The following is a 12,662-nucleotide window of genomic DNA, read 5'->3' on the forward strand; positions in this document are numbered from 1 at the left end:
GCCACAACGAGGAGGCGAACCCTTTTGAGTACGGGATCCGGAGCAGACTCCGCCCCCGCACCGACCACCCGCAACCCCCTGCCCGTCCCCCCACCCGCCGCCAAGTCCTCGATGTTCGCCTCGCTGAAGGTCCGCAACTACCGGCTGTTCTTCGTCGGCCAGGTCGTCTCCAACATCGGCACCTGGATGCAGCGCATCGCGCAGGACTGGCTGGTGCTCAGCCTCACCGGCTCCGCCACGGCCGTCGGCGTCACGACGGCACTGCAGTTCCTGCCGATGCTGCTCTTCGGCCTCTACGGCGGCGTCCTCGTCGACCGGCTGCCCAAGCGGCGCACGCTGCTGTTCACACAGGCCGCGATGGGCGTCACCGCCGTCGCGCTCTCCGTGCTCACCCTCTCCGGGGACGTCCAGGTCTGGCACGTCTACGTCGCCGCCTTCGCGGTGGGTCTCGCCACGGTCGTCGACAACCCGGCCCGTCAGTCCTTCGTCTCCGAAATGGTCGGCCCGGACCAGCTGCAGAACGCGGTCAGCCTGAACTCGGCCAACTTCCAGTCGGCGCGGCTGATCGGGCCCGCCGTCGCGGGCCTGATGATCACCGGGGTGGGCACCGGCTGGGCGTTCCTGTTCAACGGCCTGTCCTTCGTCGCCACCATCGGCGGACTGCTGGCGATGCGCTCGCGTGAGCTGCACGTCGTCGAGCGCAGCCCGCGCGGCAAGGGACAGCTGCGGGAGGGCCTGCGCTACGTCGCCGGCCGCCCCGAGCTGATCTGGACCATCACCCTGGTCGGCTTCATCGGCACGTTCGGGTTCAACTTCCCGGTCTACCTGTCCGCCTTCGCCGACGACGCCTTCCACGCCGGCGCCGGTGCGTACAGCCTCTTCAACACGCTGATGGCGGTCGGCTCGCTGGCGGGCGCGCTGCTCGCGGCCCGGCGCGGCGCGGCCCGGATGCGGGTCATGATCGCGGCCGCGGTGGTCTTCGGCGGACTGGAGCTGGTGGCCGCCGCGGCGCCGTCGCTGTGGCTGTTCGCCCTCATCATGGCCCCGCTCGGGATGTTCGGCATGACGGTCAACGTCACCGCCAACACCAGCGTCCAGGTCAGCACCGACCCGGCCATGCGGGGGCGGGTGATGTCCCTCTACATGATGGTGTTCATGGGCGGCACGCCGATCGGCGCGCCGATCGCCGGGTGGATCACGGACGCGTACGGCGTCCGCGCGGGCCTCGCCGTCGGCGGCGCGATCGCGGCGGCCGCCGCGATCGCGATCGGCCTGGTCCTGGCCCGCGTCGGCAACCTCCGCCTCTCGGTCGGCTGGAACCGGGGCCACCCGCACCTGCGGTTCGTACCGCGCGAGGTGCAGGAGCAGCTGGCACCGGCGGCGTGACGGCGCGGCGGCGGAGCCGGCCCGGGGGTCACAGCCTCCGGGCCAGCACCTGCCCCGGCCAGCCGTCGCCGACGACGTAGGTCTCGGTGCGGCTGAAGCCGTTGTCCTCGTAGTAGCGGACCAGCTTGCCGTCCTGGCCGGCGTAGCAGTCCACGCGGAGCAGGGTGATGCCGGCCCGCCTGGTCTCCTCGGCGGCGTGCGCGAGGAGCGCGCTGCCGATGCCGTGCCCCTGGTAGCGGCGGTCGGAGGCGAGCCAGTGGATGTAGCGCTCGGGCTCGCCGGGCGGGTCGAGGTGGGAGAGGTAGGCGCCGGGGGCGTCGGTGAGCGTGAGGGTGGCGGCCGGTGTGCCGTCGGCCTCGGCGAGGTAGGTGACGCCCTCGTCCATGTACCCGACGACCGACGCGACGGTCCGCTCGTGCCGCGACAGGGGCTTGGATCCCCACTGTTGGGTCCGCCCCTGCGCCGTCAGCCACTCCACGCAGCTGTCGAGCATGGCGAGTATCGCGGGGACGTCGTCGGGTCCGCCTTCTCTGATGGTGATCTCCATGCCCTCATGGTGGCAGGGTGGTGCGCATGAGACTCTTCGCCGCCGTGCTGCCGCCCGCGGACGTGGTGCGTGAACTCGCCGCGGAGGTGGACCGGTTGCGGGCACTGCCCGGTGCGGAGCGGCTGCGCTGGACCGGGCGCCCCGGCTGGCACTTCACGCTCGCCTTCTACGGCGAGGTCGAGGACGAGCGCGTACCGGAGCTCTCGGCCCGACTGGCGCGTGCCGCGCACCGGACCGGGCCGTTCGCCCTCGCCGTCCACGGCGGCGGCCAGTTCGGGCAGGGCCGGGCGCTGTGGGCCGGCGCGCAGGGCGACCTCGCGGCCCTGCGCCTGCTCGCGGACCGCGCGGAGGCGGCGGCCCGCAAGGCGGGCGTACCGATGGGGGAGCACCGCCGCTACCGGGCCCACCTGACCCTGGCCCGCAGCCGCGACGCACTGGACGTCAGCCCGTACCTGACCCCTCTCCGGGCATGCACCGGGCCCACCTGGACGGTGACGGAGCTGGCCCTGGTCCGCAGCAATCTGCCGGTGTCGGGCGTACCGGGCGAGCAGCCACGCTACGAGGCGGTTGCCCGGTGGCCGCTGGACGGGCCGGTCCGGGCCGTGTGACGCCGGGGCACGGACGAGGTGGTCGGCCGCCGGGCGCCGGGCCGGGGCGGTTACGCTCGATGGCGTGGACCCGAAGACTCGGAACCGGATCATGGCCGGTGCACTGGTGCTGTTGTTCGTCGTGGTGGCGTTCGCGGCGGCGGTCGGAAGGTAGCCGACCGCCGCCGGTCCGCCGGGCCGGCGGCCGGGCGGGAGCGGCCTCACCGGCCTCCACCCCGTGCCGGTCGAGCAGGTCTCCGTAGGCTCGGGGACGACTCCTGACGGCGGAAGCCGATGCCCTTGCCTGGAGCGGACTCGAAGCAGTTGGCTTGTGGCCCATGAAGTACACCCAGCTCGGACGCACCGGACTCAAGGTCAGCCGACTCGTCCTCGGCACGATGAACTTCGGTCCGCAGACAGACGAATCAACCAGCCACGGCATCATGGACGCCGCTGTCGACGCGGGTCTGAACTTTCTGGACACGGCCAACGTCTACGGGTGGGGCGAGAACAAGGGCCGCACCGAGGAGATCATCGGTACGTGGTTCGCCCAGGGCGGCGGGCGGCGCGACAAGGTCGTCCTCGCCACCAAGGTGTACGGGAACATGGCGGGCGACGGGGACGTCTGGCCCAACCACGACAAGCTCTCCGCGGTGAACATCCGGCGAGCCGTCGACGCCTCCCTCAAGCGGCTGCAGACCGACCACATCGACGTCTACCAGTTCCATCACATCGACCGGTCGACGCCGTTCGAGGAGATCTGGCAGGCGATCGACGTCCTGGTCCAGCAGGGCAAGATCCTCTACGCCGGGTCCTCCAACTTCCCCGGCTACAAGATCGCCCAGGCCAACGAGACCGCCGCCCGGCACGGCCGCATGGGCCTGGTCAGCGAGCAGTGCCTCTACAACCTCGCTGAGCGCCGCGCCGAGATGGAGGTCATCCCGGCGGCGCAGGACTACGGCCTCGGGGTCATCCCCTGGTCTCCGCTGCACGGAGGACTGCTCGGCGGCGTCCTCAAGAAGGAGGCCGGACAGGGGCGCCGGGCGAGCGGCCGCGCTGCCGACGCGCTCAAGGACACCAAGACACGCGAGCAGATCCAGGCGTACGAGAACCTCCTCGACAAGCACGGCCTGGAGCCCGGTGAAGCGGCGCTCGCCTGGCTGCTGACCCGCCCCGGCGTCACCGGCCCGATCGTCGGCCCTCGCACGCGGGAGCAGCTGGACTCGGCGCTGCGCGCCCTGCAACTGGAGCTGAGCGAGGAACTGCTGACGTCCCTGGACGAGATCTTCCCCGGTCCCGGACCGTCTCCCGAAGCCTTCGCATGGTGAGGTAGCGGCTCCGTGCCGGAGCCGTCGCCTTCCGCCCGCGTTCGAGGCGAGGGGCGGGCGGTGGCTTCGGCGTGTACGTCATGACGACCCGGCCAACGGCGTGGAGTGCGCTCCGGGCAGGGGGACCGGCTCAGCCCTCGTAGGGGTAGGGCTCGCCCACCCCCCACGCCTGGTGCATCGCGTCCGCGAAGGCCGCCGCGATCTTGTGCTCGCCGCTCGCGTTCGGGTGTGTGCCGTCGTAGGTGTCGAGGTTGACGTCGTACGAGGGCGGGGGCGAGGCCAGCAGGAGCGGGGAGCGGGGCTCGTCCAGGTCGGCGAGCGTCTTCGCCAGCAGTTCGTTGAAGCGGGCGACCTGGGCCGCGAAGGGCTCGTCGGCGCCGGCGCGGACGTTGGGGATCACCGGGAGCACCACGATCCGCACCCGTGGCCTGCCCGCCCTCGCCTCCGCCACGAAGCGCCGTACGTTGCCGGCGGTCTGGTCCGCGTTCGTGTAGAAGCCCAGGTCGATCAGGCCCAGCGAGACCAGCAGCACGTCCGCGCGGCAGGAGCGCACCGCCTCGCCGATCAGCGGGACCATGTGCTGCCAGCCCTCGCCCCAGCCGGCCAGATGGGCGCAGGGGAAGGCGGGATCGGCGTACTCGTACGAGGTCGGCGCGTCCGTCGCCCTGTCGTGGAGCGTCTCGCGCGGGCCGACCAGGGTGAACGGGCCGCCGTACGTGTCCCGAAGGTGCCGCCACATCCGGTACCGCCAGGTGTGTTCGCCGGCGCTCCCGATGGTCATCGAGTCGCCGACCGGCATGAACCTGAGCATCCGCTCATCATGGACGATGCGCGGGGGATCAATGGGACGGGTGAGGTGTGAGGCCTGCCACGCTGGAGCGCGTCGGGAACCCGGTGCGGGCGGTCAACCGTTCGGCGGGATGGCAGGCTTGGGGCATGCGCCGACCGTTCGCCCTCCTCGCCGGAGTCCTGCTCGTGGGCGTCTTCGCCCTGCCCGCCGCGGCCGACGACGGCGGCCGGGGGTTCACCATCAAGGACCCCCGCATCACCGAGTCCAGCGGCCTCGCCGCCTCCCGTCTGCACCCCGGGATCTACTGGACGCACAACGACAGCGACGACGGCCCCTACATCTACGCGGTGGACAGCGCGACGGGGAAGACGGTCGCCCGCGTCACGTTCAGCGGCGTCGGCCGGCCCCGTGACGTGGAGGCCATCTCCATCGGCCCCGGCAACGAGATCTACCTCGGCGACATCGGCGACAACCTGGGCGGCACGTGGCCGTACGTGTGGATCTACCGGCTGCCCGAGCCGAAGAAGCTGGTCGACCAGACGATCCGGGCCACGCAGTACGTCGTGAAGTACGCGGACGGGCCGCGCAACGCCGAGTCGCTGGTCGTCGACCCGAAGACCGGCCGGGCGTACATCATCGACAAGAACGAGGACGGCGGGCACCTCTACGAGGGGCCGGCCAAGCTCTCCACCTCCGGTGCGAACATCTTCCGGCCGGTCGCCGTCGTCGACCTCTGGGCCACCGACGCGGCCCTGTCGCCCGACGGCCGGCAGCTCGCCGTGCGCGGCTACTTCGGCGGGATCTCCTACGCCTGGAACGGCGGGAGGATCAAGCGCGAGGGCCGGCTGAACGTACCGCTCCAGGGGCAGGGCGAGTCCGTCACCTACTCGATCGACGGGACCCGGCTCCTCTACGGCAGCGAGGGCTCCGACAGCCCGGTGCAGGTGGAGGACGCGCCGGGCGCGAAGAGCGGCGCCAAGTCACCTTCGTCCAGCGGGAGTTCGGCGAGCCCGGAGAGCGGCGGCGGCGCCTCGGCCGGCACCCTCAAGGTGGGTGCGCTGGCCGTCGTCGCCGCGGCGGCCGTCATCTTCGGCTTCCGCCGCCTGCTGCGGCGCGACTGAGCCCGGCGGCAGGCCGCTTCGACGGGTTTCGGCTTCGGCTTGGGCGGAGCGCCGGGCGGGGGCGCGGTGGCGCGGGCGGCCCGCAGGGCGGGATGAGAGAAGGGCGCCGGGTGCATGCACCCGGCGCCCTCCACCGTCGTACCGGAGACGGCTACAGCTTCTCGATCACGTAGTCGACGCACTTCGTCAGGGCCTCGACGTCCGCCGGGTCGATCGCCGGGAACATCGCGACGCGGAGCTGGTTGCGGCCGAGCTTGCGGTAGGGCTCGGTGTCGACGATGCCGTTGGCGCGCAGCACCTTGGCGACGGCGGCCGCGTCGACCTCGTCGGTGAAGTCGATGGTGCCGATGACCTGGGAGCGCTGCGCCGGGTCGGTGACGAACGGCGTCGCGAACTTCGCGTCCTCGGCCCAGCCGTACAGCGTGCGCGAGGAGGCGGCCGTGCGGCGGACCGACCAGTCCAGGCCGCCCTGGCCGTTGAGCCACTCCAGCTGCTGGTTCAGCAGGAACAGGGTGGCCAGGGCCGGGGTGTTGTACGTCTGGTTCTTGCGGGAGTTGTCGATCGCCGTCGGGAGCGAGAAGAACTCCGGGACGTGGCGGCCGGAGGCGTGCACCCGCTCGGCGCGCTCGATCGCGGCCGGGGAGAACACGCCGATCCACAGGCCGCCGTCGGAGGCGAAGGACTTCTGCGGGGCGAAGTAGTAGACGTCCGTCTCCGACACGTCCACCGGCAGGCCGCCGGCGCCGGAGGTGGCGTCGACCAGGACCAGGGCGCCCTCGTCGGCACCGGCCACGCGCTTGATCGGCATGGCGACACCGGTCGAGGTCTCGTTGTGCGTGAAGGCGTAGACGTCGACGCCCGCCTCGGCCCGCGGCTGCGGGTGGGTGCCGGGGTCGGAGGCGATCACGGTGGGCTCGGCCAGCCACGGCGCCAGCTTGGCGGCCTTGGCGAACTTCGAGCTGAACTCACCGAAGTTGAGGTGCTGCGACTTGTTCTCGATCAGGCCGTGGGTGGCGATGTCCCAGAACGCCGTGGAGCCGCCGTTGCCGAGGACCACCTCGTAGCCCTCGGGCAGCCGGAACAGGTCGGAGATGCCTTCGCGCACCTTGCCGACCAGGTTCTTCACCGGGGCCTGGCGGTGGGACGTGCCGAGCAGAGAGGTACCGGTCGCGGCGAGGGCGTCCAGCGCCTCCGTCCGTACCTTGGAGGGACCCGCGCCGAAACGTCCGTCCGCGGGCTTGATGTCAGCGGGAATCTGAATCTCAGCCACGAGCCGGAGGGTATCTCTTCGGTGAAACCCGCCGGAAACGTGTCCGTCCGATGAGACGCGTCCTGCGGCCCGTGGCCGGTGCGATCAGGCCGGCGGGGACAGCCGCACCGGCAGCTCGAACAGGTCGTTCTGCGTCACCACCGGCTTGTGGCGCAGCGCGCCCGCCGGGACCGCCAGATCCAGGTGCGGGAAGCGGGCGTAGAGGGCCGGGAGGGCCACGCCGGCCTCCAGGCGGGACAGGGCCGCGCCGGGGCACACGTGCGGGCCGTGACCGAAGCTGATGTGGCGGTTGGCCGAGGTGCGGGTGATGTCGAAGTCGCCGGCCGTCGGGCCGTGGGCCTGCTCGTCGCGGCCGATCGCGGCGTACGACACGATCAGCGCGTCGCCCGCGGGCAGCACCCTGTCGCCGACCGGGACGTCCTCGGTGGCGAAGCGGATCAGGACGTGCGAGGTGGGGGTGGAGTGGCGCAGCGTCTCCTCGATCACCGACGACCAGTCCGCCGCGCCGGACAGCACGAGGGTTCGCTGGTCCGGATGGAGTGACAGGTTGAGCACGGCGTTGACGATGAGGGAGATCGTCGTCTCGTGGCCCGCCGCCACCATCAGCTGGAGGGTGGAGACGATCTCCTGGTCGGTGAGGTGGTCGCCGTCCTCCGAGGCGAGGATCAGGGCGGAGGTGAGGTCGTCGCCGGGCGCGGCGCGTTTGGCGGCGACGGTGTCGGCCATGATGCCGGCGAGTTCGGTGAGCGTGGCGACGACCTCGGCCGGCGGGGTCTGCGTGGAGAAGAACTTCTCGAACAGCTCCTTCAGCCGGGGCAGCCGCGCCTCGTCGATGCCCATCAGGTCGGCGATGACGTACATGGGCAGCGGGTAGGCGAAGGCCGCCTTCAGGTCCACGACCGACTCCGGGTCAGCGGCCAGGCCGTCCAGCAGGCTCTCGGTGAACCCGGTGATCCGCTCCCGCATCCGCTCCACCCGGCGCGGGGTGAGCGCCTGCGCGACCAGGGTGCGCAGGCGGCGGTGGTCGGCGCCGTCCACGGTGAGCATGGAGCGGCCCGGGTTGGCGAGCCCGATCAGCGGCCAGTCGGGGGGTATCTCGCCGCGCCGCCAGGCGCCCCAGACCTCGATGTCCTTGACCAGGCGCGGATCGGTGAGGAGTTGTTTCGCCTCGGCGTGGTGGGTGACGGCCCAGACGGGGACTCCACCGGGCAGTTCCACGGCCGCCAGCGGGCCCGCGGCGCGCAGCTTCGTGCTCTCGCCGTCCAGGTCGGTGACGAAGGGGTCGAGCGCGATACGGGTGCCTTCCGCGCCGGTCTCTTCGATGCCGGTCGTCGTCATACGGGGGTGCCTCCCAGGGCCGGGGTCGGGGCGAACCGCACGGGCAGTTGGGTCAGCCCGCGCAGCCAGGGCGAGGGCCGACGCGTCAGGGACCCGGCCGGTACGGCGAGGTCGATGTCGGGCAGGCGGTCCAGGACGACCTCGATGGCGGTGCGCGCGATGACCTCGGCGACCTCCTGCGCGGGGAACGGACACCGGTGCTCGCCGTGCCCGAAGGAGAAGTGCGCGCTGTTGCCGCCGGTGAGCGCGGAGCCGTCGGTGCGCACCTGGGGGTCGGAGTTGGCGCCCTGGAGACCGAGCAGCAGCAGGTCGCCGGTGCGGATGCGGCGGCCGCCGAGCTGGGTGTCGCGGGCGGCCCAGCGGCCGGCCACGTTCTGTGTGGGCGTGTCCTCCCACAGGACCTCGTTCATGGCGTCGGCGACGCTGTTGCGGCCGCCGAACAGGGAGGCCGCGAACCGGTCGTCGGTGAGCATCAGGCGCAGCGAGTTGCCGATCCAGTCGGCGGTGGGCTGGTGGCCGGCCGCCATCATCACCATCAGGTCCTGGGCGATCTCCTCCTCGCTGAAGCCGCCGGGGTCGGCGAGCATCCGCGACACCACGTCGTCGGCCGGCTCGGCCCGTCGCTCTGCCAGCAACTGGGCCATGGACGTGGCCAGATGGGTCTGTCCGGCGATCGCCCGCTCACGGCCGTCGATCATGTCGTTCAGCGCGGTCACCAGGCCCGGCCCCTGGTCGTCCGGGAAGCCGAAGAGGCGGGCCAGGACGCGCACGGGCAGCAGCATCGCGTAGTCGGCGACGACGTCCGCCTCGCCGCGGGCGGCGAACGAGTCGATCAGCTCGTCGGCGAACTGCTCGGCATGGCCGCGCAGTTCGAAGGGGCTGACCGCCTCCAGCGCACCGCTGATCATCGCGGCGCGCTCGCGGTGGCGTTCCCCGACGGTGTAGAGGATCGACGGCTGCCTGCGGCCGATCATCGGCAGCAGGGGCCAGTCGTCGGGGATGCGGTCCCACTGGTTCCACAGGTCGGAGTCCCGGCTGAACAGCACGGGATCGCCGGTGACCTGGTGCAGCTCGCGGTAGCCGAGCACCAGCCAGGCCGGTACGTCGCCGTCGAGCAGGACCGGTGTGACGGCGCCGTGCTCGCGCCGCATCTCCCGGTACAGCTGCGCGGGTTCGGTCTGGAACCTGGGTCCGCCGAGCGGTACGGGGGCGGTGGGGGCGGTCACAGTGCCAACTCCTGTGAGGATCGGTCGGGTCGGTCCGCGTACCGGTTGCCGACGTGTTCCACCAGCGTGATCAGGACCTGCTTGCCGGAGGCGCGGGAACGGGCGTCGCAGTCGAGCAGCGGCACGTGCGGGTCGAGGTCGAGCGCCTCGCGGATCTGCTGCGGGGCGTAGGCCGGGCCGCCGAAGTCGTTGCAGGCCACGATGAACGGCGTGCCGTGGTGCTCCAGCCGGTCGATCGCGTACCAGGAGTCGTCGATACGGCGGGTGTCGACCAGGACGACCGCGCCGAGCGTGCCGGCGAAGAGCCGGTCCCAGAGGAACCAGAAGCGCTCCTGGCCCGGTGCGCCGAAGAGGTACAGCACGTTGCGGGTGTCGAGCGTGATGCGGCCGAAGTCGAAGGCGACCGTGGTGGCCTTCTTGTCGCGCACCTCGCTGATGTCGTCGAGGTGCTCGCCCGCCCGGGTCATCGTCTCCTCGGTGTTGAGGGGGCGTATCTCGCTGACCGAGCGGATGAGGGTCGTCTTGCCGGCGCCGAAGCCGCCGACGACCACGATCTTCAGGCCGTTGTCGGCCGTGACGTGCAGCGGGATGCGCGCGTCAGAGGTTGCGGAGTCCAACGAGCACCTGTTCCAGGACGTCGGGATCGGGGACGGCGGCCCTGCGCGGGTGGCGGGCGCTGACGCGGCCCGCCGTGAGCAGGTCGGCGAGCAGGATCTTGGTGATGCTCACGGGGAGCCTCAGCTCGGCGGCCAGCTCGACGACGGCCGTCGGGAGCCGGGTGAGCCGCAGGATGGCCGCGTGCTCCGACTGCATGCCGGGCGCCGGATCGCACTCGGCGACCACGAGGGTCACCAGGTCGAACGGGCTGTCCGGCGCCGAGCGGGCGCGGCCTCCCGTGAGGGTGTAGAGGCGGTCGGGTGAGTCGTCCCTGCCGGGGCGGCTCATGAGGTCCGGGGCTGCGCGGTCAGGTGGGCGCCGAGCTGTTCCACCAGCTCGTTCATGTTGTGGCCGACCAGCCCGGCGTCGGCGTCCTCCGTGGTCACCACGGCCAGGTGCGCGCCCTCGCCCGCCTCCACGATGAACAGCACCCCTCCGTAGAACTCGGTCATCGCCGAGCGCACGCCTCCGGTGCCGTCCCCGAACTCCACCGAGGCGCCGTGCGACAGCGACTGGATTCCGGCGGCGATCGCGGCGAGCTGGTCGGCCTGGTCGACGGTGAGCTCCGGTGTCCGGCACAGCTTGAGGCCGTCCCGGGACAGCACGAGCGCGTGCCGCGCGCCCGGCGTGCGCTCCAGGAGGCCCTCGATGAGCCAGGTGAGCTTCGCGTCGGCGGTGGTCGTGCCGGTCATGACGTGGAGTTGCCTTCCGGGTCCGGGTGCGGGTGAGAGGTGGCTGACGATGTGGCGGAGGGCGCGGCGGTGTCCTCGTGCGGTGCGGGCGCGTCCTGGTCCGACAGGGAGCCGCGTACGGCCCGGCGGAAGCTGCTGAAGCGGGCGGCGCGGGCGAGGGGGTCGTCCAGCGGGACGGGGGCGGGACCCGGTCCGGCGGTGGCGGAGTCGGCCGCACGCGTGCGTGCGCGCTCCCGCTCCTGCTCGGCCTCGGCGAGCGCGCGGCCCCGGCGGCGCCTGGGCAGGCCCGCGACGACCGCGTCCGCCTCGGGTCCGGCGGTCCCGTGGTGATGGGTGCGGACGTGGTCCGCGCCGGTGTCCCGGTCCGGGGTGGTGTGCCGGGTCTCGTACGACCTCTGCGGGTGCTCGTCGACGGGCTCCGGACGTGCGGCGGCGGACGCGGGCGCGGAGGCGGCGGCGGACGCAGACTCGGACCCGGGCGACGGCTGCGGGCGGCCGGCGCGTGACTCCGGCAGGGGCAGCGCGTCCTGGGGGCGCGGGGCGTACTGCTCCGGTACCAGGATGTCCTGCGGGACGAGCACGAGGACGCCGGTGCCGCCGCGCGCGGACGGCCGGAAGGACACCTTGAGGCCGTACTTGCGGGCGAGCCGGCCGACGACCGCCAGGCCGAGCCGGGTGCCGGTGAGACCGCCCAGCTCCGCCTCGTCGCCCGCGACGGCCTGTTCGGCGCGGCGCAGCTGCACGTCGCCCATGACCAGGCCGCTGTCCTCCACGGACACGATGACGCCGGCCGGGACCTCCTCGACGTAGACGTGCACCTCGGCGGTGGGCGGCGAGAAGTTCGCCGCGTTGTCGAGGAGTTCGGCGAGCGCGTGCATCACGCCCTCGGCGGCGTGCCCGGCGACGGCGGCCTCGCTGGCGGAGTGCACGCGCACGCGCTGGTAGCCGCCGATGCGGCCCATGGCGCCGCGCAGGATCGACTCCATGGCGATGGGGCGGGCCCAGCGGCGGCCGGAGCGGGCGCCCGCGAGGACGGCGACGGAGTCGGCGAGCCGGCCCGCCTGCGCGGTGCGGTGGTCGAGGTGGAGCAGGTCGGCGAGGACGTCCTCGTCCTCGTGCCGCTCCTCCATGGCGCGCAGGTCGGCGAGCATGCCGGTGGCCAGCGCCTGCATGCGGCCCGCCGCGTTGGCGGTGGCGGAGACCGCCGCGGCGCGTTCGTGGCCGGCCCGGCGGGCCTGCTCGGTCAGGCGGGCGTTCTCGGCGGTCAGGCGGGCGCGGTCCTGCTCGAACCCGGCGGTCAGCCGCACCCGTTCCTGGGTGAGCTCCGCCGCGTGGCGGGCCCGCTCATGGGTCAGCTCCTCGGTCAGGCGCACCCGCTCCTGGTCGAACTGCGCGCTCTGCCGCACCCGGTCCTGCAGCAGCCGGCCGGCGTCCTCGGTGACGGCCTCCAGCCGGCGCCGGCCGATCCGGGCCGCCTGCAGCGCGTACGCGGCCAGCGCGACGGCGGCGCACAGGAGCAGCGCGCCCGTGCCGGCGCCGAGGGCGAGCGCGGTGCGCTGCCGTTCGGGCACGCGGACGACCGCGCCGGCGACCGCGGCCGCGGCCAGCAGGGCCGTGAGCAGCGGGGCGGGTGCGACGGTGCGGAAGGTGGGGCGTTCGCCGGGCAGGTGGGGGGCGGTCATGAATCGGGTCCTCGGTAGGCCTCGGTCGTCCTGCTTGA

Annotated in this window: 13 protein-coding genes; 4 read left to right on the forward strand and 9 right to left on the reverse strand. The window is 72.7% G+C overall.

All coding sequences use genetic code 11. From position 1 onward, the window contains the following. Positions 1–24: 24 nt before the first annotated feature. The gene (locus tag ACIRPX_RS06945) at positions 25–1,386 is read left to right on the forward strand and encodes an MFS transporter (RefSeq protein ID WP_404189357.1); all 1,362 of its coding nucleotides are present in this window, start codon (positions 25–27) and stop codon (positions 1,384–1,386) included. Between the two features lie 28 nt (positions 1,387–1,414). Here ACIRPX_RS06945 and ACIRPX_RS06950 read toward each other — a convergent pair whose 3' ends face one another. Then, positions 1,415–1,933, reverse strand: a complete 519-nt coding sequence (locus ACIRPX_RS06950; RefSeq protein WP_404189360.1) for a GNAT family N-acetyltransferase — start codon at positions 1,931–1,933, stop codon at positions 1,415–1,417. 26 nt (positions 1,934–1,959) lie between these two features. On the opposite strand from ACIRPX_RS06950, the gene thpR reads away from it, so the two are divergent. Beyond that, positions 1,960–2,541, forward strand: a complete 582-nt coding sequence (gene thpR, locus ACIRPX_RS06955) for an RNA 2',3'-cyclic phosphodiesterase (protein WP_404189362.1) — start codon at positions 1,960–1,962, stop codon at positions 2,539–2,541. Positions 2,542–2,858: 317 nt separating this feature from the next. Next, positions 2,859–3,848, forward strand: coding sequence for an aldo/keto reductase (locus tag ACIRPX_RS06960; protein WP_404189365.1), 990 nt, complete (start codon positions 2,859–2,861; stop codon positions 3,846–3,848). A 130-nt stretch (positions 3,849–3,978) separates the two neighbouring features. Here the strand turns inward: ACIRPX_RS06960 and ACIRPX_RS06965 are convergent, their stop codons facing one another. Continuing rightward, entirely contained in the window at positions 3,979–4,659 is a 681-nt protein-coding gene (locus tag ACIRPX_RS06965; protein ID WP_404189368.1) for an SGNH/GDSL hydrolase family protein, read from the reverse strand. 125 nt (positions 4,660–4,784) lie between these two features. Between ACIRPX_RS06965 and ACIRPX_RS06970 the strand changes: the two genes are divergently transcribed. Beyond that, positions 4,785–5,759, forward strand: a complete 975-nt coding sequence (locus tag ACIRPX_RS06970) for a WD40 repeat domain-containing protein (protein WP_404189370.1) — start codon at positions 4,785–4,787, stop codon at positions 5,757–5,759. A gap of 151 nt (positions 5,760–5,910) precedes the next feature. Here the strand turns inward: ACIRPX_RS06970 and serC are convergent, their stop codons facing one another. From serC to ACIRPX_RS07005, 7 genes are all read right to left on the reverse strand, one after another. Beyond that, a complete protein-coding gene (serC, locus tag ACIRPX_RS06975; RefSeq protein WP_404189372.1) occupies positions 5,911–7,029 on the reverse strand; it encodes a phosphoserine transaminase in 1,119 nt (372 codons plus the stop codon). 84 nt (positions 7,030–7,113) lie between these two features. Continuing rightward, complete coding sequence (locus tag ACIRPX_RS06980; protein WP_404189374.1) at positions 7,114–8,367, reverse strand: cytochrome P450; 1,254 nt, start codon at positions 8,365–8,367, stop codon at positions 7,114–7,116. Then, a complete protein-coding gene (locus ACIRPX_RS06985; RefSeq protein WP_404189377.1) occupies positions 8,364–9,593 on the reverse strand; it encodes a cytochrome P450 in 1,230 nt (409 codons plus the stop codon). Before ACIRPX_RS06985 ends, ACIRPX_RS06980 begins: the two co-directional genes overlap by 4 nt. Beyond that, positions 9,590–10,210, reverse strand: coding sequence for a GTP-binding protein (locus ACIRPX_RS06990; RefSeq protein ID WP_404189379.1), 621 nt, complete (start codon positions 10,208–10,210; stop codon positions 9,590–9,592). Before ACIRPX_RS06990 ends, ACIRPX_RS06985 begins: the two co-directional genes overlap by 4 nt. Beyond that, positions 10,191–10,538, reverse strand: coding sequence for a DUF742 domain-containing protein (locus tag ACIRPX_RS06995; RefSeq protein ID WP_404189382.1), 348 nt, complete (start codon positions 10,536–10,538; stop codon positions 10,191–10,193). The genes ACIRPX_RS06990 and ACIRPX_RS06995 overlap by 20 nt, the downstream gene beginning before the upstream one ends. After that, complete coding sequence (locus ACIRPX_RS07000; RefSeq protein ID WP_404189384.1) at positions 10,535–10,942, reverse strand: roadblock/LC7 domain-containing protein; 408 nt, start codon at positions 10,940–10,942, stop codon at positions 10,535–10,537. The genes ACIRPX_RS06995 and ACIRPX_RS07000 overlap by 4 nt, the downstream gene beginning before the upstream one ends. Beyond that, positions 10,939–12,624, reverse strand: coding sequence for a sensor histidine kinase (locus tag ACIRPX_RS07005; protein WP_404189386.1), 1,686 nt, complete (start codon positions 12,622–12,624; stop codon positions 10,939–10,941). Before ACIRPX_RS07005 ends, ACIRPX_RS07000 begins: the two co-directional genes overlap by 4 nt. Positions 12,625–12,662 lie beyond the last annotated feature (38 nt).

Source organism: Streptomyces sp. NPDC101225 (genome assembly GCF_044767585.1).
In the GTDB taxonomy this organism is placed as follows: Bacteria; Actinomycetota; Actinomycetes; order Streptomycetales; family Streptomycetaceae; genus Streptomyces.